The organism is Pseudomonas sp. GW821-FHT03C07 (assembly GCF_059420925.1).
This window is the reverse complement of sequence record NZ_JBWKUQ010000003.1, coordinates 420,765-440,773: the sequence shown is the minus strand read 5'-3', so window position 1 is coordinate 440,773 and position 20,009 is coordinate 420,765. Positions and strand designations below refer to the sequence as shown.

19 protein-coding genes and 1 pseudogene are annotated in these 20,009 nt (G+C 62.4%); 8 read left to right on the top strand and 12 right to left on the bottom strand.

The genetic code is table 11. The features are described 5' to 3' along the window. Window positions 1–26: 26 nt before the first annotated feature. On the bottom strand, window positions 27–1,550 hold the full coding sequence (locus tag AC07VG_RS08345) for a fumarate hydratase (protein ID WP_100938784.1): 1,524 nt from the start codon (window positions 1,548–1,550) through the stop codon (window positions 27–29). Between the two features lie 335 nt (window positions 1,551–1,885). On the opposite strand from AC07VG_RS08345, the gene AC07VG_RS08340 reads away from it, so the two are divergent. The 3 genes from AC07VG_RS08340 to AC07VG_RS08330 are packed head-to-tail and all read left to right on the top strand — an operon-like array spanning window position 1,886 to window position 4,703. Further along, window positions 1,886–2,992, top strand: coding sequence for a GGDEF domain-containing protein (locus tag AC07VG_RS08340; protein ID WP_495020848.1), 1,107 nt, complete (start codon window positions 1,886–1,888; stop codon window positions 2,990–2,992). Next, complete coding sequence (locus tag AC07VG_RS08335) at window positions 2,985–3,923, top strand: iron-sulfur-binding ferredoxin reductase (protein ID WP_495020847.1); 939 nt, start codon at window positions 2,985–2,987, stop codon at window positions 3,921–3,923. The genes AC07VG_RS08340 and AC07VG_RS08335 overlap by 8 nt, the downstream gene beginning before the upstream one ends. 30 nt (window positions 3,924–3,953) lie before the next feature. Further along, the gene (locus AC07VG_RS08330) at window positions 3,954–4,703 is read left to right on the top strand and encodes an enoyl-CoA hydratase (RefSeq protein ID WP_494999588.1); all 750 of its coding nucleotides are present in this window, start codon (window positions 3,954–3,956) and stop codon (window positions 4,701–4,703) included. Between the two features lie 3 nt (window positions 4,704–4,706). Here AC07VG_RS08330 and AC07VG_RS08325 read toward each other — a convergent pair whose 3' ends face one another. From AC07VG_RS08325 to pyk, 3 genes are all read right to left on the bottom strand, one after another. Continuing rightward, entirely contained in the window at window positions 4,707–5,027 is a 321-nt protein-coding gene (locus AC07VG_RS08325; protein ID WP_494999589.1) for a hypothetical protein, read from the bottom strand. A gap of 25 nt (window positions 5,028–5,052) precedes the next feature. Next, complete coding sequence (locus tag AC07VG_RS08320) at window positions 5,053–5,244, bottom strand: hypothetical protein (protein ID WP_494999590.1); 192 nt, start codon at window positions 5,242–5,244, stop codon at window positions 5,053–5,055. Window positions 5,245–5,447: 203 nt separating this feature from the next. Beyond that, a complete protein-coding gene (pyk, locus tag AC07VG_RS08315; protein ID WP_494999591.1) occupies window positions 5,448–6,899 on the bottom strand; it encodes a pyruvate kinase in 1,452 nt (483 codons plus the stop codon). Between the two features lie 172 nt (window positions 6,900–7,071). On the opposite strand from pyk, the gene AC07VG_RS08310 reads away from it, so the two are divergent. Together AC07VG_RS08310 and AC07VG_RS08305 are read left to right on the top strand one after the other, a co-directional pair. Beyond that, window positions 7,072–7,446 carry a tetratricopeptide repeat protein gene (locus tag AC07VG_RS08310; protein ID WP_494999592.1) on the top strand — a complete coding sequence of 125 codons (375 nt, stop codon included), beginning with the start codon at window positions 7,072–7,074 and terminating at the stop codon, window positions 7,444–7,446. A gap of 235 nt (window positions 7,447–7,681) precedes the next feature. Next, window positions 7,682–8,041 carry a PilZ domain-containing protein gene (locus tag AC07VG_RS08305; protein WP_494999593.1) on the top strand — a complete coding sequence of 120 codons (360 nt, stop codon included), beginning with the start codon at window positions 7,682–7,684 and terminating at the stop codon, window positions 8,039–8,041. Window positions 8,042–8,066: 25 nt separating this feature from the next. On the opposite strand, the gene AC07VG_RS08300 is transcribed toward AC07VG_RS08305, so the two are convergent. Genes AC07VG_RS08300 through AC07VG_RS08275 form a run of 6 tightly spaced genes read right to left on the bottom strand, consistent with a single transcriptional unit; the run spans window position 8,067 to window position 14,809 of the window. Then, a complete protein-coding gene (locus AC07VG_RS08300; protein ID WP_494999594.1) occupies window positions 8,067–9,398 on the bottom strand; it encodes a DUF58 domain-containing protein in 1,332 nt (443 codons plus the stop codon). Between the two features lie 13 nt (window positions 9,399–9,411). Further along, entirely contained in the window at window positions 9,412–10,428 is a 1,017-nt protein-coding gene (locus AC07VG_RS08295; RefSeq protein ID WP_494999595.1) for an AAA family ATPase, read from the bottom strand. After that, window positions 10,425–11,588, bottom strand: a complete 1,164-nt coding sequence (locus AC07VG_RS08290) for a DUF4350 domain-containing protein (RefSeq protein ID WP_495020846.1) — start codon at window positions 11,586–11,588, stop codon at window positions 10,425–10,427. The genes AC07VG_RS08295 and AC07VG_RS08290 overlap by 4 nt, the downstream gene beginning before the upstream one ends. After that, a complete protein-coding gene (locus AC07VG_RS08285) occupies window positions 11,585–13,120 on the bottom strand; it encodes a DUF4129 domain-containing protein (protein WP_494999597.1) in 1,536 nt (511 codons plus the stop codon). The genes AC07VG_RS08290 and AC07VG_RS08285 overlap by 4 nt, the downstream gene beginning before the upstream one ends. Continuing rightward, window positions 13,107–14,087 (bottom strand): stage II sporulation protein M, encoded by a 981-nt coding sequence (locus AC07VG_RS08280; protein WP_495020845.1) that lies wholly within the window; start codon window positions 14,085–14,087, stop codon window positions 13,107–13,109. The genes AC07VG_RS08285 and AC07VG_RS08280 overlap by 14 nt, the downstream gene beginning before the upstream one ends. Next, window positions 14,084–14,809 carry an RDD family protein gene (locus tag AC07VG_RS08275; RefSeq protein WP_495020844.1) on the bottom strand — a complete coding sequence of 242 codons (726 nt, stop codon included), beginning with the start codon at window positions 14,807–14,809 and terminating at the stop codon, window positions 14,084–14,086. Before AC07VG_RS08275 ends, AC07VG_RS08280 begins: the two co-directional genes overlap by 4 nt. 171 nt (window positions 14,810–14,980) lie before the next feature. Here AC07VG_RS08275 and sbcB point away from each other — a divergent pair, with 171 nt between their 5' ends. Beyond that, on the top strand, window positions 14,981–16,417 hold the full coding sequence (gene sbcB / locus AC07VG_RS08270) for an exodeoxyribonuclease I (protein ID WP_495020843.1): 1,437 nt from the start codon (window positions 14,981–14,983) through the stop codon (window positions 16,415–16,417). A 92-nt stretch (window positions 16,418–16,509) separates the two neighbouring features. On the opposite strand, the gene mvaT is transcribed toward sbcB, so the two are convergent. Continuing rightward, window positions 16,510–16,887: a histone-like nucleoid-structuring protein MvaT gene (gene mvaT / locus AC07VG_RS08265; RefSeq protein ID WP_494999601.1), complete on the bottom strand. Its 378-nt coding sequence runs from the start codon at window positions 16,885–16,887 to the stop codon at window positions 16,510–16,512. Between the two features lie 350 nt (window positions 16,888–17,237). On the opposite strand from mvaT, the gene purU reads away from it, so the two are divergent. Next, entirely contained in the window at window positions 17,238–18,086 is an 849-nt protein-coding gene (purU, locus tag AC07VG_RS08260) for a formyltetrahydrofolate deformylase (RefSeq protein ID WP_494999602.1), read from the top strand. 30 nt (window positions 18,087–18,116) lie between these two features. Continuing rightward, window positions 18,117–18,317, top strand: coding sequence for a hypothetical protein (locus AC07VG_RS08255; RefSeq protein WP_494999603.1), 201 nt, complete (start codon window positions 18,117–18,119; stop codon window positions 18,315–18,317). Between the two features lie 114 nt (window positions 18,318–18,431). On the opposite strand, the pseudogene AC07VG_RS08250 reads toward AC07VG_RS08255, so the two are convergent. Beyond that, window positions 18,432–19,882, bottom strand: a pseudogene (locus tag AC07VG_RS08250) (methyl-accepting chemotaxis protein). Between the last annotated feature and the right edge of the window lie 127 nt (window positions 19,883–20,009).

The window sequence follows — 20,009 nt, the reverse complement described above, 5'->3', positions numbered from 1 at the left end:
CGCCTCTATTCCTGCAACAAAAGCGCTTACTGCACTTCCACCGCCAGGCTGTCGTGGATCTTCTTCTGCCAGATGGCCGGACCGGTGATGTGCACCGACTCGCCCTTGGAGTCGACAGCAACCGTCACCGGCATGTCCTTGACCTCGAACTCGTAGATCGCTTCCATGCCCAGTTCGGCAAAGGCCACGACCTTGGATTTCTTGATCGCCTGGGCCACCAGGTAGGCAGCGCCACCCACGGCCATCAGGTACACGGCCTTGTAGTCCTTGATCGCTTCGATGGCGGTCGGGCCGCGCTCGGATTTGCCGATCATGCCCAGCAAGCCGGTCTGGTCGAGGATCTGCCGGGTGAATTTGTCCATGCGCGTTGCAGTGGTCGGACCGGCTGGGCCGACGACTTCTTCACGCACCGGATCAACCGGGCCGACGTAGTAGATAAAGCGACCCTTGAGGTCCACCGGCAAGGTTTCACCCTTGTTGAGCATTTCCACCATGCGCTTGTGCGCGGCGTCGCGGCCGGTGAGCATCTTGCCGTTGAGCAGGACGGTTTCGCCCGGCTTCCAGCTCTGCACGTCTTCCGGGGTCAGGGTGTCGAGGTTGACGCGACGAGCCGACGGACCGGCTTCCCAGACGATTTCCGGGTAGGCGTCCAACGGTGGCGCTTCCAGCGAGGCCGGGCCGGAGCCGTCGAGCACGAAGTGCGCGTGGCGGGTGGCGGCGCAGTTCGGGATCATGCACACCGGCAGGGACGCCGCGTGCGTCGGGTAATCCATGATCTTCACATCGAGCACGGTGGTCAGGCCACCCAGGCCCTGGGCGCCGATGCCCAGTTGGTTGACCTTCTCGAACAGCTCCAGGCGCATTTCTTCGATGCGGTTGGACGGACCACGCTTCTTCAGTTCGTGGATGTCGATGGACTCCATCAACACTTCCTTGGCCATGACCGCGGCTTTCTCGGCAGTACCGCCGATGCCGATGCCGAGCATGCCCGGTGGGCACCAGCCGGCGCCCATGGTCGGCACAGTCTTCAGCACCCAGTCGACGATCGAGTCGGATGGGTTGAGCATGGCCATTTTCGATTTGTTCTCGGAACCGCCGCCCTTGGCCGCGACGTCCACTTCCACGGTATTACCCGGAACGATGGAGTAGTGGATGACCGCCGGGGTGTTGTCCTTGGTGTTCTTGCGCGCGCCTGCCGGGTCGGCCAGGATCGAAGCACGCAGGACGTTTTCCGGCAGGTTGTAGGCGCGACGCACGCCTTCGTTGATCATGTCGTCCAGGCCCATGGTGGCACCGTCCCAGCGCACATCCATGCCCACGCGCACGAACACGGTGACAATACCGGTGTCCTGGCAGATTGGCCGGTGGCCGGTGGCGCACATGCGCGAGTTGATCAGGATCTGCGCCATGGAATCGCGGGCCGCCGGCGACTCTTCCCGCAGGTAGGCCTCGTGCATGGCCTGGATAAAGTCCACGGGATGGTAATAGGAAATGAACTGCAGGGCGTCGGCAACGCTCTGTATCAGGTCGTCTTGCTTGATCACGGTCATGGGTCGCGCTCCTCTATAAAGACGGGAACATGGAAATAAGGTGTTTGCGACCGGTTTGCATCTGGTCTGTCGAAAACATCTTTTGAGGCGAGCCGGGCACGCATGGCCGGCACAAAATGAGGCGCGGCAGTATAACCTGCCCTTAAGCCGGGCACATCCGTCAGTGCTCACACCAAGGTCGCAGGGACGTCGGCACCTTTTTTGCCTACTCGTATAAACAAAGCTGTCTGAGTTTAAAAAATTGAATAGTTATTTTTGAGCCAGATCACTAGAGTGGCAAGTGGCCTGTACGGGAAGGAAACCCCTTGAGCCCTCAGCGCACAGTGAGTCAAAGATTGACCCATAAAGCCATACAGAGTCTGTTACGCAAACGCTTTGCCCTGGCTGCCGGCACCTATCTGCTGGTGCTGGCGCTACTATGGGTAGCGATTTTCACCGATCACTATGAGGCCAGCGTAACCACGGGCCTGATCGGTAGTGGCCTGGTAATTCTCAGTCAGGGCGTACTCGGCTGGCTGTTTATCAGCAATCGCAACCGGCATTTTCGCGATCCCAGCCTGACCGAGCTGCAGGTACTCATAGGCCTGGGTTGGCAAACCTACCTGATGGCCAACCTCGAACAAGCCCGCGGCACATTCCTGATATTTTACCCACTGGTGCTGCTGTTCGGCATGTTCCATCTGCCGCAACGCAAGTTCATACGCTGTGCGGCCTTGATGTTCTTCACCTTTGCGGCGCTCAATCTCTGGGAGGGTTATCACTTCCAGTTGCCAGACCCGGGCCTGGCGTTGCTGCAGGTGTGCGTGCTGTTCGTCGTGCTGCTGTGGTTGTGTCTCTACGCCAGCTACGTGCAAGCCTCCCGTCTGCGTATGCGCCAGCGTCGCTTCGCCTTGCAGGCCCACCAGGACACCCTGCGCGGGATGATGCGTCAGTTGGAGGACCTGGTGGCGACCGATGAGCTGACCGGGTTGTACAATAGACGGCATTTCCTGCGGCTGGCTTCCCGTGAGCTGGAGCTGATGGACGCGGATGTGGTCCATGGCCTGGCCTTGATCGACCTCGATCATTTCAAGCGGATCAACGATATGCATGGGCATGCCGCCGGTGACCAGGTCTTGCAGGCGTTCGCCGCGGTGGCCAATGCCTGTGTGCGCGACGGCGATGTGCTGGCGCGCTACGGTGGAGAAGAATTCGTGTTGCTGCTGCCCAATGCCGACCCTGATCGCCTGACCTCCTGTTGTGAGCGCTTGCGCCTGGCCTTTACTCAGGTGGAGCTGGTGGGGTTGGCGGTGAACAACCTGAGCCTGTCGGTGGGCATGACGCTGGTGGGGGTGGACGACGACCTCGACGATGCCTTGCAGCGCGCCGATCAGGCGCTGTACCGCGCCAAGCGCGACGGGCGCAATCGCTGCTGCGCGGCTTGGGAATACACCGATGCCTGAGTTGCGGGTGGGTGAGCGGACCTGGCCGGTGGACGTTGGCAGCAACCTGCTCGATGCCCTGAACCAGGCGGGCGTGGCGGTGCCTTACAGCTGTCGGGCGGGTAGTTGCCACACCTGCCTGGTGCGTTGCGTGCAGGGCGAGCCGCAGGATAACCAGCCAGAGGCCCTGGCCTTCGCCCAGCGCGAGCGCGGCTGGCGGCTGGCTTGCCAGTGCCAGGTGCGCGAGGACCTGCAGATTGAGGTCTTCGATCCGCGCCGTGACGGCCTGTCGGCAACGGTGGTCGAGCTGGACTGGCTGAGCCCGACGGTTCTGCGCCTGCGCCTGCTGCCCGAACGCCCCCTGCGTTACAGCGCCGGCCAGCATCTGGTGCTGTGGACGGAGCAGGGCGTCGCCCGGCCTTATTCGCTGGCCAGCCTGCCCGAGGAAGACCGTTACCTGGAGTTCCACCTCGATTGCCGGCAACCCGGTGCATTCAGCGACGCGGCGCGTCGGCTTCAGCTCGGCGCGCCGATTCGCCTGGGCGAACTGCGTGGCGGGGCTTTGCATTATGACCCGGACTGGCACGTCCGGCCGCTCTGGCTGCTGGCGGCCGGTACGGGCCTGGCACCGTTATGGGGGGTGTTGCGCGAGGCGCTGCGCCAGGGCCATGAAGGACCGATACGCCTGGTTCACCTGGCCCACGACGCCAGCGAACATTATCTGGCGCCGGCGCTGAACGAATTGGCCACGCAGTTCCCCAACCTGAGCGTCGACTACGTGATCGGGGCCGAACTGCCGGACTTTCTGGCCAAACTGCGGCTTGTCTCCCGGCAAACCCTGGCTCTACTCTGTGGCGCCCCGGCAAGTGTCGAGGCGTTGGCCAAACGTCTGTACCTGGCCGGGCTGCCGCGCAATCAACTGCTGGCCGATGTGTTCGTGCCGCACGCCTGAGCGCCGGGCCCCCACAATAAGAGAGTTTCCATGACTGACGCGATTGTGCTGGAGCGCGAAGGCAGCTTGCTGACCCTGCGCCTGAACCGTGCCGACAAGAAGAACGCCCTGACCCGCGCCATGTACAGCCAGTTGGGCCTAGCGCTACGGGAAGCGGATGCCGACCCCGAGATCAACGCGGTGTTGATTTGTGGCAGCAGCGAGTGTTTTACCAGCGGCAATGACATTGCCGATTTTCTCGAAGAGCCGCCGAGCAACCTCGACAGCCCGGTCTTTGCGTTCATGCGCAGCCTGCTCGATTGCCGCAAGCCGGTGATTGCCGCAGTGGCGGGGCCGGCCGTGGGGATCGGCACGACGATGTTGCTGCATTGCGACCTGGTGTACGTCAGCGCCGATGCCCGTCTGCGCATGCCGTTCGTCAATCTGGGGCTGTGCCCGGAATTCGGTTCCAGCCTGTTGCTGCCGCGTTTGCTCGGCCACGCCAGAGCGGCGCAGTTGCTGCTGTTGGGCGAGGGCTTCAGTGGTGAACAGGCGGCGGTCTGGGGCCTGGCCAGCGAGGCGTTGCCCAGTGGCGAGCTGGCCTTGGCCAAGGCGCGGGAAGTAGCGCTGCGCTTCGATCAACTGGCCTCGGCGGCGGTGCAGGTCAGCAAGCAATTGATGAAGGACCCGGATCGTGAGCAACTGCGACAGGTGGTGGAGGCCGAAGCCGCATTGTTTATCCAGCGGCTGCGCTCGCCCGAGGCGATTGCTGCGCTTTCGGGTTTCATGACCCGGCGTTGAGAGTCAAGGTTTCCCGGACGACTTTGCCCGATGCCCGGGTTGCATGAGACTCGAATAGGCGGAGATCACCGACACCCACGTCAGTGCCAGTGCGCCGACCAGGATACTGTCCTTCTGTTCTCGCAAAATCCCCAGTTCGTGGGCGCTGGAAAAATAGGTCAGTGAACCCAGCGCGATGGCCGCCACAACTCCCTGGCAGGCGGTGATGATAATCACCGCGTGGATCAGTTCTGCGGGTTGTCGATAATACAGGGACCGCCCCAGATAGAAGGCGATAAGAATCAGGCCGGCGATAATCGAATAAGGGGTCTGTTCCAGTGTCATGGCACCCTTCCTTGGGTCGGTAGTGTCAGGTGGTGGGTGTTGTGGCCCATAATCCGGCCAGGGCGCCCAGCAGCAAGCCTGCCAGCAGTGCACTTCCCATGTTGGGGAAGAGCATGCCTGCCAGGCTGGCGCCCCCCAGCGTCGTGGCGATCATCTGGATGTCCATGATCCGGTTGAAGGGGTTGCGGGTGATGGGAGGACGGTTTCGGTCTTTCATTGAGCTTCTCCTTGCCGAGGCTTTTGCATGCATCCGGCGGTCAAGTGACAAGGCTAGCCTGTCAGGTGATCTATGTGCCGACACCACAATAAAAACAGAAAAAACCTACACGGCATCCGCGGCGGTTTTTCTCCCTGTCCAGGCATAAAAAAGCCCCGCCTTCTTGCGAGAGGCGGGGCTTTTTTACGGCGCTGTAACGAGGATCAAACCAGTGGGTCGCCCACGTGCAGGATCTTCATGCCGTTGGTGCCGCCGATGGTGTGGTAGCTGTCGCCCTTGGTCAGGATGACCCAGTCGCCTTGCTCGACTACGCCGCGCTTGAGCAACTCGTCCACCGCGGCCTGGCTGACTTGCTCAGGTGGCAGCGAAGCCGGGTCGAACGGCACGGTGTAGACGCCACGGAACATCGCCGCGCGGGCCTGGGTTTCACGGTGCGGGGAGAATGCGTAGATCGGCACCGAGGAACGAATCCGCGACATGATCAACGGCGTGTAGCCGCTTTCGGTCAGGGCGATGATCGCCTTGACGCCCGGGAAGTGGTTGGCGGTGTACATGGCTGCCAGCGCGATGCTCTGGTCGCAGCTTTCGAAGACCTTGCCGATCCGGTGGCTGGAGGTCTTGCTGGTCGGGTGCTTTTCGGCGCCGATACAGATACGCGCCATGGCTTGCACCGCTTCCAGCGGGTAGGCACCGGCGGCACTTTCGGCCGAAAGCATCACGGCGTCGGTGTAGTCCAGTACGGCGTTGGCTACGTCGGACACTTCGGCGCGGGTCGGCATCGGGTTCTGGATCATCGACTCCATCATCTGGGTCGCGACGATCACCGCCTTGTTGTGGCGGCGCGCATGCAGAATGATTTTCTTCTGGATGCCCACCAGCTCGGCGTCGCCGATTTCCACACCGAGGTCACCACGGGCCACCATCACCGCGTCGCTGGCCATGATCAGGCCGTCGAGGGTTTCGTCGTCGGCCACGGCTTCGGCGCGTTCGATCTTCGCCACCAGCCAGGCAGTACCGCCGGCCTCGTCGCGCAGCTTACGGGCGTATTCCATGTCGGCGGCGTCGCGCGGGAAGGAGACCGCGAGGTAGTCCACTTCCATTTCGGCGGCGAGCTTGATGTCGGCCTTGTCTTTTTCGGTCAGGGCCGGGGCGGTCAGGCCGCCACCGCGACGGTTGATGCCCTTGTGGTCCGAGAGCGGACCACCGATCAACACCACGCAGTGCAGCTCGGTGTCGGTCGCGGTTTCAACACGCATGACCACGCGACCGTCGTCGAGCAGCAGTTCGTCGTCGACGCCGCAATCCTTGACCAGATCCGGGTAGTCGATACCGACGACCTGCTGGTTGCCCTCGGTCAGCGGATGGCTGGTGGAGAAGGTAAAGCGATCACCGACCTTGAGTTCGATACGTTTGTTGGCGAACTTGGCGATACGGATCTTCGGGCCCTGCAGGTCACCCAGCAGCGCGACGAAGCGCCCGTGCTTGGCGGCGAGGTCGCGCACCAGCTTGGCACGAGCCTTGTGCTCGTCGGGAGTACCGTGGGAGAAGTTCAGACGGGCAACGTCCAGACCAGCGAGGATCAACTGTTCGAGAACTTCCGGCGAATTGCTGGCCGGGCCCAGTGTGGCGACGATTTTAGTACGACGAACGGACATGCAGAGACTCCTGAGTTCAAGCGCAGCGAAAGGCTACTATGGTCCTCGGCTGTAGTCATTGTTCATTTGCACTACTTTTCAGCGGATGATTTTTTTCGAATAGGTTGTTTGGCGAACACTCTGGAGATTTTCGCCATCGGGTCGATACACTAGCAAGAACAGGAGACCCCCCATGCGAATTTTGCTCGTTTTAGCCTTGGCCGCCAGTATGGTTGGTTGCACCCGCTGGTCGATGAACAGTCATCTGAACAATGCCTATCGTTCCTATGATCGCGGCAACTGTGAAGACGTCATGCTGCAGTTGTCTCAGGTCGATCGTGAGAGCCGCACCCGGCCCTATGTCCAGCCGGAAGTGTCGATGCTGCGTGGCCAGTGCCTGGAGCGACAGAAACTGTTCGTCGACGCGATACAGACCTATCAATTTATCATCGCCCAGTACCCTTACAGCGAATACGCATACCGTGCCCGGGCGCGCCTGGAAACCTTGCGGCAGTTGGGCCATGCAGATGGCGCCATGGCGGCGCAGCCCAGTCCCGCGCCGTTGTAGTAGCGTGGTTTTATGATGAGTGAAATAGAAACTGGCTCTCTGCCAGCTTTGCGCTAACATTCGAGTGTATGGTTTCAGTTTTATCAATTCTTTTGAATTGAAAGCCATGGCTCGGTAGAGGTTTGCGACAGGGCGATTTGCCGCTGTCGACCGAGACCAAGGGAGGGCAGTGCCGTTCGTCTGCTCCGAAGCATTAGCGCAGCCATGCTGAATGGCCTTCACAGCGATCATTGCCATGCCTACTGACCGTCGAATCGAGCGGCATCAGCTACCTTATTTTCTGCAAGTGTTCAATCGCCACACCGGCAAACCTATCGGCTACCTGGGCAATGTCTGCGAAGAGGGGCTGATGCTGATCAGTCAGTTGCCTTTGCTGGTCAAGGCCGAATTCAAGTTGCAGCTCAAGCTTCCGCTCAGCGATGGCAGTCAGCAACTGGTTGATCTGACCGGCCGCTGCCTGTGGTGCCATGAGGAGGCGTCCCCGGGTTATTACGACTCGGGCTTCAGGCTGCTCGAGTCATCTGCGGAGTATCTGCAACTGGTCGCGGCGCTGCAGCATTACTTCAGCTTCCATCCGTTGGAGGCTTCCGCTTAGCGCGGGGCTTCAAGGGGCCGGGTTCCTATAAGGTTCCGGCTCTTTTCCAACTCAGGTAGCGGCTGACCAGATCGGCACCCAGTTCGCTCGGGCGGGCATCCAGCACCGGTACGCCATGGGCGGCGAGCCGTTCATGAAGGGTGGCTCGGGCATTCAGGTAATCCACCGTGCCGCAGTAGGCCAGGGCCTCGGTCAGAGTCTGCACCGGTGCCTGGCGCAACTGGTCGAGCACTTCCTCCCTGAGGCTGGCCACCAGCACCCGATGTTGCCGGCTCAGGCGTTTGACCGCCGTCAGCAGTGCCTCATCGTCGTCATCGCGCAGATTGGTCACCAACACCACCAGGGCCCGGCGTTTCTGTCGGGCCAGTAGTTGGCTGGCCGCGGCCTGGTAGTCCGCCGGGCGCTGGGTGCTGTTCAGGTCGTAGACACTGTTGAGCAGTACGTTCAGTTGACCCTGGCCCTTGACCGGGGCGAGAAAGCGCGGCTGCTCGCCGGCAAAGGTGCACAGGCCCACCGCATCGCCCTGGCGCAAGGCCACGTAGCTGAGCAACAGGCAAGCGTTGAGGGCATGGTCGAAGTGCGCCAACTCACCATCCTGGCTGCGCATCCGTCGCCCGCAATCGAGCAGGAAGACGATCTGCTGGTCACGCTCGTCCTGGTACTCCCGGGCAATCGGCGTGCGTTGCCGGGCCGTGGCTTTCCAGTCGATCTGGCGCAGGCTGTCGCCTTCGCGAAACTCGCGCAACTGGTTGAACTCCAGGCCCAGGCCGCGCCGCTGGCGCTGACGCACACCGAGCTGGCTGAGCCAGTTATCGACGGCCAGGAGCTGGGCGCCGTAGAGACGGGCGAAATCCGGGTAGACACGGGTGGCATCGGCCAGTGCCAGATAGCGTCGCTCTGACCACAGCCCCAACGGGCTGGGCAGGCTGACTTCGCAACGTTCGTAGCGAAAATGGCCACGGCTCAAGGGCCGCACGCGGTAGGTCAGCGCGCTGCCTGCGCCCGGTTGCAAAGTGATGGCCTGGGGCAGGTTGGCGAACGCCAGGCCGGCGGGCACATGATCGAAGAGCCGCACCCGCAGGGGCGTGGGGTGGTCGTGGCTGAGCTCGATGCGTACTTCGCCCCAACGGCCCAGGGCCAGGCTACCGGGCAGTTGGCGTTGCAGCCGCGGCGAGGGCAAGCGCCTGAGCCGGGCGGCGTCGAGCAGGCTCAACAGCAGCAGGGCCAGGAGCAAGCCCCAGCCAATCGAACCGAGGCGCCCGGGCAACTCGACGCCCAGGGCCCTGAGCGCACCGAGGCCAATGCCCAGGGCGAGCAGGACGCCAAGCCAGATCAACAGCAGCCGTGAAGGTCTCATGGATGCGGACGCCTCACTGGCGCGGCGCCGGGACCTGGTCAAGCAATTGCTTGAGCACCTGGTCGACCGACAGTCCTTCGATATCCAGCTCGGGGGCGATCCGCACCCGATGCCGCAGCACGGCCAGGGCGCAGCCCTTGATATCGTCCGGGATCACAAATTCGCCGCCGCGCAGCAACGCCCGGGCCCGGGCGCCGCGGACCAGGGCGATGGACGCCCGGGGCCCGGCGCCGAGGGTCAGGCCCGGCCAACTGCGGGTGGCTCGGGCCAGGCGCACGGCGTAGTCGAGGACCTGCTCGTCCAGCGGCAATTCGCTGGCGATCCGTTGCAAGGCCAGCACGTCCTTGGCCTGCAACAGGGTACGCAGCGGCTGTACTTCGAGCATGTCGGCCTTGGTCGAGCGGGTCACCTGGCGGACCATGTCCAGTTCCTGCTGGGCATCGGGATAGTCCATGCGCAGCTTGAGCATAAAGCGGTCGAGCTCGGCTTCGGGCAGCGGGTAGGTGCCTTCCTGTTCGATCGGGTTCTGCGTGGCGAGCACCATGAACGGCTGGGCGATGGGCAGGGCGCGACCTTCGAGGGTGACCTGGCGTTCCTGCATGGCCTCGAGTAGTGCTGCCTGGGTTTTCGCCGGGGCGCGGTTGATTTCATCCGCCAGCAGCAGGTTGGTAAACAGAGGGCCCTTGCGCAGCTTGAACTGTTCGGTCTGCAAGTCGTAGACCGCATGACCAGTGACATCGCTGGGCATCAGGTCGGGGGTGAACTGGATACGCGCGAAGTCGCCGCCGAAGCAGCGGGCCAGGGCCCGCACCAGCAGGGTCTTGCCCAGTCCGGGGACACCTTCGAGCAGCACATGGCCACCGGCGATCAGTGCGGTGAGCACGTCATCGATCACCGTGTCCTGGCCGATCAGCACCTTTTGCAGTTCGTGGCGCACGGCCTGGGCCAACTGGCTGGCGCGATGACGTTGCTGCTGGGCATGAACCTCGGTGTCGACCGGACTGGTCGGTTCGGCTTGTTGTTCGCTCATAGGGCATTCCTGAGAGTTTGCAGGTGGGCGACCTGGCGGCTGAAGTCGACGCTGGAAAGGCGCTGCTTCGGTCGCGGGCGCAAGGCCTGGCTAATGGCGCTGGTGGGTTGGCGGGTCAGGCGCGCGAGCACCTGCCATTGTTCGGCAACGCCGAGTCGTTCGAAACCGGGGTGGCGTTTGCGCGCCCGGCGCAGGATGTCCTGTTGCAAGGCTTGGAGCAGGGCCTCATGGCCGCTGCGGCGGAGCAGGAAATCGGCGCTGGCCCGCAGGTGTTCCTGCAATTGTCGGCGTGCCCGCGAGGCGGGCGCCTGCAACGGCCCCTGGCGCAGGCCGACATGCCATAGCCACAGGCCGAGGAGCGCGGCGAGGGCCACCAGGGCCTGGGGGAAGTAGCGCCACAACAGCGTCAGCAGGTTGTCGTGCTCGGTGTTGAACAGCAGCGTTACCTCGCTGTCCTGGGCCAGGTACCAGAGCAGCCAGGCGTTGTCGTAGCGGCCGATGGCGCGGTTGGTCCAGAGCTCGGCGTCGGTCAGCACGGTGACGCTGCCGGCGCCGTAGTCCAGTTGCATCAGGTGGGTGGAGGTCGCGCTGTTGGCCCAGGATTGCGCCAGGTCCTTCGGGTCGGACAAGTGGAACTCGGTGTCGAAACTGAAGTAGGCCGGGGCGTCCTCGTCTTCCAGGTACATGCGGGTCAACAGGGGGTAATGCTCGTCTTCCGGTTCTGGAGCGTCGCCCTTGAGGTCCTTGCTCAGAAGTTGACGCAGTTGCACGCGGTCGAGCAGCAGGTCGCCGCTTTTCCCGGTCCTGGGGTCCCACAGGGCTTCGGCGACGAACAGCAGGCGCCCGCCGGCCCGGGCCCAGTTGAGCAACTGGTCGGCCTGGCGCGGGGTCATGTTCGAGCGCTCGCCCAGCAGCATCAGGCTCCGTCCGCGAGGGTCGAGGCCGGGGAGGATATCCAGGCTGTTGGCATGGCTGACCTGCAGGCCACGCCCACGCAGATACTGTTCGGCAGCCAGGTAAGGGTTGGCGCGGGCCTCGGGCGAGGGGCCGTGATCGATGACCTCGGTGTAGGGCGTGGCCTTATGGTAGAGATAGAGGCCGCCACCGGCGAGCAACGCCAGCAGCGCCAGGCCGATCAGCCAGGAAAGACGCCGGTTCATCGGACGGCCCCCGGACCGAAGAGTTGTCGCCAGCCTTCACACAGCGCCTGTTGCTGCTGGGCCGCCGGCAGGCGATGGCCGTAGGCGAGGTTCTGCCAGTGGCCGGTCAGTTCCTGGCTGAAGGCCTGCAGGGCCGGTTCGCGCAACTGGGCGAGCCGCTCCAGGACCTGGCCTTCGGTATCGGCGCTCTTCAGGGGTAATTGATAGTCATGCAGCAGGCGACTGAGCAGGCCACGGTAGAGCAGGCTCATGGCTTCGCGCGGCTGCTGCGGCCACAGCGCCTCGGCGCTGGCGGCGATATCGTCGGGCAAGGTGTCGATGCCCAGCGCCAGGCCAAACAGTTGCGGCGCGGCGCTCGGGATGGGCTTGGCGCGCGGCTTCGGGCGCAGGCCAACGAAGGTCCGCAAGCCATCCCGATAGCGCCAGGCCAACCAGACCAGCAAGCTGAACAGCACGGCCCAGAGCAGAATCTCCAGGCCTTGGGTGAGGGTGCCGGCGATGCGGCTGTCAAAACGTTCCAACAGGGCCTTCAGCCAGCCGCTGGGGGGTTGGCCGTGGCGTTCGCTGGAAGGTTCGCCCAGCCGCCAGCGGGTGACGGTTTCCGGGTTCTTGAACGGCGGCGCCTGCAACAACGCCTTGATCGCGTCCTGGGACGCCTGGCTGGTCAGCGGTTGCTTGAGCAGCCGTGGCGTGTTCGGCGCCGGCGGCTCGGCGGCCATCAGCGGTTGCGCAAAAGGTATCGACCACAGGCCGACGCCGAGCAGCAGCGCGGTGACCACCGGCAGCAGGCGTTGGCGCAGCTGGCGGAAAATCAGTTCGATATCCCAGGCCTCCAGCACGGTCCTGCGGTTGAGGTAGAGGCTGAAGCCGCAGGCGATATAGATCGGTTCCCAGAAAATCAGGATCAGTGCGTAGAAGGCGTTGCTCAGGTGCTCCAGCCAGAGCCACTCATGCTGGGCGGCGAACAGCAGTTTCTGCCAGTGCCAGTCGATGTCGATCTGCCGCGGCAACAATAGATAGAACACCGCCATCAGGCCGATCCACAGGACATATTCCAGGTGCACGCCGATCAGTGTCAGCCAGCGCGCTGCGCGCAGGCTCTGGGGCAAAAGCACTCGCAGGCGCTGTTGGCGGGCTTGCCCGGCGAGGCCTTCAAGCTGTTGCACCGGCAAGGTGAAGCTGCGACTCAGGCTCAGGCGGCGCCAGGTCAGGCTCGCCAGCAGTTGCGGTTTGAGCAGGCGCGGCCAGGCCTTGAGCGCCTGTTTCAGGCTGGGGGTATCACCGAACAGGGCCGTGGACAGGATATACAGCGGCAAACGCTCGAATGCCGGTTTCAACCACCAGAACAGCAGCAGGGCGATTGAAGGGTGTTCCCAGAGCAGCAGGCTCAGCAGGGCGAAGACCGGCAAGGTGACCAGAGCCCAGGAAGCCATCAGCAAGCCGCGATGTTGCTGGGCCAGCAGCACGCCGAGGTCCATGGCTTCCCAGGTGCTGCGGGGACGAATGGCGACGCTGGCGTCAGTCAGGCGCATGCTTGCTCCGTCCGGCCAACAACAGATAGGCGCCCACCAGCAGCCAGAGTCCAGCGCCCAGCGCATATTTGATCCGCGGTGCGAGCTGGCTCATGGAGGACCAGTAGGCTTCGATAAAGGCGGCGATCAGCAGGAACAGGATCACTCCGCCGACGATCTGGATGCTCTTCTGCGCACCCAGGCGCAGGGCCTCGCCGCGGCGCAGGCGGCCTGGCGCCACCAGCGCCCAGCCCAGTTGCAGGCCAGCGGCCCCGGACAGGACGATGGCGGTGAGTTCGAAGGCGCCGTGGCCGATGACAAACGACCAGAAGGTCTGCCCGTAGCCGATCTGGGTCAGGTGGCCGGCCACCGCGCCGATGGTCAGGCCGTTGAACAGCAGGAAGAACAGGCTGCCCAGACCGAACAACAAGCCGCCAGCGAAGGTTTGGAAGGCGATGCCGATGTTGTTCATGATGTAGTAGCCGAACATCACCCAGTTTTCGCTGGAAGCCCGCGCGACACTGCGTCCCAAGGTGCTGGCAGCGGGGTCGTACATGGCCTGCATGTCGGCGACCTGTTGCGGGCTGACGATGCTGTAGACCAGGTCCGGAAACAGATAGATCAGCACCCCGGTCAGCCCCAGGCTGGCGAAGAACAGCACCCCGGCGACCAGGACGAAGGGCCATTGTTCGCGCACCAGGCGGGGGAAATCGGCGAAGATAAAACCCAGTACCGAGGCGCCGAGGTGGCTACGGTGTCGATAGAGTTGCTGGTGCCCGCGCAAGGCCAGCTGTTGCAGGGTATCGACCAAATGGCTGCTGTAGCCGCGCTCCTGGGTCAGGGCCAGTTGTTGGCAAAGGCGTCGGTAATGGGCGGGGAATTCGCGCAGGTCGATGGCTTTCGCCTTGCCGCGTTCCATCTGCTCGAGCCAGTGGGCAAAACGTTGCCATTCAGGCTGATGGCGGCTTTCGAAGAGACTCTGTTTCATAGCGGCCCCAGCAGTCCATGGGCAATCCCGTTCAATTCTGCCGCGGCCCGGGACGCCGGCACGCCCAGGGGCGTCGCCAGCAGCGCCGCCAGTTCCCGGGTGCGTTCGGCGCTGAGGTCGCCCTGGCGTTCGGCGAAACTCAACACGGCGCGCTGTTCCGCCAAACGCAGGGCGAAAGGCGCGGCGCGCGGTGTCGCCTGGGGCAGGCTGGGACGCGGCAGCGGTTGTTCGCGATAGACCACCAGGGTACCGCCGGCCAGGTCGCCGAGGCGCTTGAAGGTCGGGTGCAGCAGGCAACTGATTGCACCGAGGAAATAACCGAACGGCAGCATGTCGACAAAACGCAGCAGGTTACGGGTCAGGGAGGCGGCCCAGCCGATCGGCGTGCCATCGTCATGGACCACCCGCAGGCCCATCATCTGCTTGCCCGGCGAGCGGCCCTGGTTCAGCACTTCGAACAGCACCATGTACCACCAACTGACCAGGAACAGCACGATCGAGCCGAGGCCCAGCCCCAGCTTGCCCAGCAGCATCAGGCTGCTCAGCAGGACCCCGAGCAGCACGCCGCGCACGCCCAGGTCGATGGCGAACGCCACTGCCCGCACGGGCAGGCCGGCCGGGCGCAGGGGCAGGTCGATGCCTTCCGGGGTTTCGACCCGGTAGTGAGTGTCCAGGGGGATTGGCAGCGCAGTCTTCCTTGTCGGTGCTGAAATCGACGGCATAGTGACAGGTCCTTGCGGACAGAGGCCCGATCCTAGCCAGCGGCGCCTGGCTAAGCAACTTAACTCTGTAATGAACGGTATCGAAGTAGTAGCGTCAAGTTGTTACGGGATGCTGGTCCGAGGGGGCGCTGAGCGCCTAGACTGCGTCGGTCTTCTGTTCAGGAACCCGCCGTGACCTCTATCTTCTGGTACGACTACGAAACCACCGGGATCAATCCGCGCTGTGATCGCGCCTTGCAGGTGGCGGGTATCCGGACCGATGCCGAACTCAACGAGATCGATGAACCGGTCAACCTGTATTGCCGGCCGAGCGAGGATATCCTGCCGCACCCGGCGGCTTGCCTGATTACCGGCATCACCCCGCGGCAACTCGCCGAGCAGGGCTTGGCGGAGGCCGACTTCATGACCCGGGTGCACGCCCAGCTGGCCCTTCCGGGGACCTGCGGTGCCGGCTACAACACCTTGCGGTTTGACGACGAAGTCACTCGTTACAGCCTGTATCGAAATTTTTTCGACCCCTATGCCCGCGAATGGCAGGGTGGCAACAGCCGTTGGGACCTGATCGACGTGGTACGGGCGGCCTACGCCTTGCGTCCGCAGGGGATCGTCTGGCCCGAGGAAGACGGGCGGGTGACCCTCCGGCTCGAACGCCTGACCGCGGCCAATGGGATCGATCATGGTCACGCCCACGAAGCCTTGTCCGATGTGCGTGCCACCATTGCCCTGGCGCGGTTGATTCGCGAGAAACAGCCGAAGTTGTATGACTGGCTGTTTCAGTTGCGTAGCAAACAGCGGGTCATGGATCAGATTCGTCTGTTACAGCCCATGGTGCATATCTCCGGACGTTTCTCCGCCGCGCGCCATTACCTGGGTGTTGTCCTGCCGTTGGCCTGGCACCCGCGTAACCGCAATGCGCTGATTGTCTGTGATCTGTCGCAGGATCCGCAGCCGTTGTTCGACCTGGATGCCGAGACCTTGCGCCAGCAGCTTTACAGGCGTCATGAGGATCGTGCTGAAGGGGAACTGCCAGTGCCGCTCAAGTTGATTCATGTCAACCGTTGTCCGGTAGTGGCGCCACTGAAGGTATTGCGTGGCGAAGATCAGCAGCGCCTGCAGTTGGACATGGCGCTTTATGAGGCGCGCCGCCAGCAATTGAGTGACACCCAGGAAGTTTGGCGGGATAAAGTCCTGGCCCTTTATGCCGGTGAGGATTTCGCTCCCAGCGAGGATCCGGAGCAGCAGTTATACGACGGTTTTATCGGCGACCGCGACCGGCGTTTGTGTGAGCAAGTTCGCAGTGCCGACCCCGAGCAGTTGGCGCGTGGGCAATGGCCTTTCGATGATGAACGTTTGCCGGAATTATTATTCCGTTACCGGGCGCGTAACTTTCCCGGCAGCCTGAGTGAAGAAGAGCAACAACGCTGGCGGACATTCTGTCGACAGCGTCTGAGCGAGGCGGCCTGGGGTGCACCGAATACCCTGGCGGATTTTACCGAGCACCTCGTGAAGTGTTTACCGAATGCGACAGTGGCGCAGCGTCAGGTGCTGGAGCAGTGGCAGGACTATGCACAATCGTTGTGCGCGCGCTTTAACATGACGGTCGGTTAAACACCTCGGCGATTAAATGACAGGCAATAAAAAACGCCAGCGAGCTGGCGTTTTTTTGGAGGGTCGCGAATAACGTCCGTGACCGGCCTGGCTTAGCCCAGCAGGGTAGCCCAGCTTTCAACCACGTCGCCGCCCCACTTGGCTTTCCACTCTTTCAGAGTTTTGTGGTTGCCGCCTTTGGTTTCGATCACTTCACCGTTGTGCGGGTTTTTGTATTGCTTGACCTTGCGTGCGCGCTTGGTGCCGGTGGTTTTCACGGCGCCGCGTACGGCTTTGCCTGCTTTGGCCTGTGGGTCCAGAATGTTGATGACATCTGGCAGCGCCTTGTTGTACTCGCCCAGCAGAGTGCGCAGTTTGCTTTCAAATTCCATTTCTTTTTTCAGCGCGCCGTCTTTTTCCATTGCGGCCATTTCGGCTTGCAGTTGTTTGATGGCTTCCTGGGTGGCGTGGTATTTCTGGATCAGGGACATGGACACTACCTTATGTTGAGTCAGGGCGACAGGGGTACAGTGACGCAATAGTAGTCAGAGTATTTGAGCAAGTAAACATTTAATAGGCGGTTTATTGCATTTAATTTGAAACTTAGGCACGGCGCTTGTCAGCGACTTAGATGTTTTCGGCAGGGCGGCCAAGAGCGCTCTTGTTGTGCCGATGTTTGAATTATCGGCGCGTGGCGCCGGGTCACTCGGGGAAAACCCACTACAGATGAGGGGAGAAAGCCATGACCGGCGGGAGTGGGGCGCCTGTGCAACGAATACTGCAGTTTTTTCGCGCACTCGCTAGAATGGTGACCTTTGCGAAGTTCTGGAGTTTCCCCCTCATGCGCACTTTCCGGCTGGTGATTGCCTGCCCTGACCGCGTTGGCATCGTTGCCAAAGTCAGTAACTTTCTGGCGTCTTACAACGGTTGGATCACCGAAGCGAGCCATCACTCCGACAACCTCAGTGGCTGGTTCTTTATGCGTCACGAGATTCGTGCCGACAGCCTGCCGTTTGGCCTGGACGCCTTTCGTGAGGCGTTTGCACCGATCGCCGAGGAATTTTCCATGACCTGGCGTATCACCGATACCGAGCAGAAGAAGCGTGTGGTGTTGATGGCCAGTCGTGAGTCCCATTGCCTGGCGGACCTGTTGCACCGTTGGCACAGCGAGGAACTGGATTGCCAGATCGCCTGTGTGATTTCCAACCACGACGACCTGCGCAGCATGGTCGAGTGGCACGGTATTCCTTATTACCACGTGCCAGTGAATCCACAGGACAAAGAGCCGGCCTTTGCTGAAGTGTCGCGCCTGGTCAAGCACCACGAGGCCGATGTGGTGGTACTGGCGCGCTACATGCAGATCCTGCCACCGGACCTGTGCCAGGCGTACGCGCATAAGGTGATCAACATCCATCACAGCTTCCTGCCGTCGTTCGTCGGTGCCAAGCCTTATCACCAGGCGTCCCTGCGGGGCGTGAAGTTGATTGGGGCAACTTGCCACTATGTAACCGAGGAGTTGGATGCCGGCCCGATCATCGAGCAGGACGTGGTGCGTGTAAGTCACAGTGATAGCATCGAGGACATGGTGCGTTTCGGTCGCGATGTCGAGAAGATGGTGCTGGCCCGTGGCCTGCGTTATCACCTGGAAGATCGTGTGCTGGTGCACGGCAACAAGACCGTGGTGTTCTGATTGCCCGTTGACGGGCCTGGGGGCGTGGCGATGAGCGATCCACTCGACAAGGCGACCGCCAAGGCGCCACCGACCGTGGGTGAAGGCTGTCTGAGCCGTTACGACAGCGACGCCATGACCCCTGAAGACGGCACCGAGTTTCCCGGTGCCGCCGAACTCTGGCAGCAATTGCAGGAAGAAGAGGCCAAGGCCGAAAACTCCCACTGCCGACTACCGGGCGATTCCAGTTAAGCCTGAAGGCATAGTGCATATCTTGTGTGGGAGCGGAGCTTGCCCGCGAAGAGGCCCCTGAGAGCGCTAAAAAACTCGCGGGCAAGCTCCGCTCCCACAGGGATTGCGCGCCGCTTAAATCCTGAAACTGCCCACCAGCTGCTTCAATCGTGCAGCCTGCTGTTCCAGGTCGGCACAGGCGCGCAGGGTCGATTGCAGGTTTTCCACGCCTTCCTGATTGAGGGTGTTGATCTCGGTGATGTCCATGTTGATCGACTCGACCACCGAGGTTTGCTCCTCGGTCGCGGTCGCGACGGACTGGTTCATGCCGTCGATCTCGCCGATCCGCTGGGTTACGCTGCTCAACCGCTCGCCGGCCAGGTTGGCGATTTCCACGCTTTCCAGGCTGTGGCGCTGGCTATGGCCCATGGTGCCGACCGACTCCCGGGCACCGACCTGCAGTTCTTCAATCATGGTCTGGATTTGCTGTGCCGATTCCTGGGTGCGGTGAGCCAGGTTGCGCACCTCGTCCGCGACCACCGCAAACCCGCGTCCGGCCTCGATGGCGGCATTGAGGGCCAGCAGGTTGGTTTGCTGGGAAATGCTGGTGATCACTTCGAGAATCTGCCCGATATTCACCGTCTTGCTGTTCAGCGATTCGATGTTGGTGCTTGAGGTGGCGAGCATTTCCGACAACTGGTGCATGGCTTTGATGCTGCGTTCCACTACCTGCTGACCGTCCGCGGCCAGGCCTGGGTCGAGGCCTGGGCGGCATTGCGGGCGATTTCCTGGGCGGCGGCACCCAGCTGGTTGATGGCCGCGGCGACACTGTTGGTGCGGCTGGCCTGCTCATCGGAGTTGAGCATCGACGAATTGGAGGCGCTGACCACCCGTAGGGCCACTTCGTTGACCTGCTGGGTCGCCGAGGAGACTTCGCGGATCGAAGTGTGGATGCGCTCGACGAAGCGGTTGAAGGCGGTGCCGAGGATCCCGAACTCGTCCTGTGATTCGATCGTCAGGCGCCGGGTCAGGTCGCCTTCACCGTCGGCGATGGCTTGCAGGCTCAGGTCGCCACCGACCACGCCGATGCCTTGGCCGGCCTTGCGCACGGTATTGACGATGGAAATCACCAACTGCCCGGACGCCAGGTCGATATAGGGCTCGGTCAGGGCCGAGCCATTGCTGTTCTCGGCACTCTTGTACCAGGGACGCGCGCGTGGGTCATAGCCGTCGGGCATCTTGCTGTCCGGGCGGATCATGAAGCTGCCGTCCTTGTTGCCCAGGTAGGCGCCCATGAAAGTCGAGGTGATGGCTTTCTGTTCCAGCAGGTTGGAAACGTTGGTCGGGTCGGCGTTGAGGGCGACCGACTGAGCCAGGTTTTCGACCAGCAGGCTGCGGCCGGTCAACCAAGTCTGGATGTTATTGGCGGCGACGCCACCCATCTCATGCAGATAGCTGTTGAGGTCATCGCGGATCGCATTGCGTTACAGGTAATCGTTGTACAGCTTGAACAGCGAGAAGGCGGCGAGCACGATCAGCGATGCGGCCAGCAGGATCTTGTGGCTGAATTTGAGGTTTTTGTTCATTGCGTTCGAGGTCCGCTGAGATTTTGGGTGTCCAGGGAACCGGCGTCCCGCCGGACGGGCAATGCCCTTGTAGGAGCCGACTTGCCGGCGATGAGGCCCTTGAGCCTTACGGCGCCCATGCAAACGC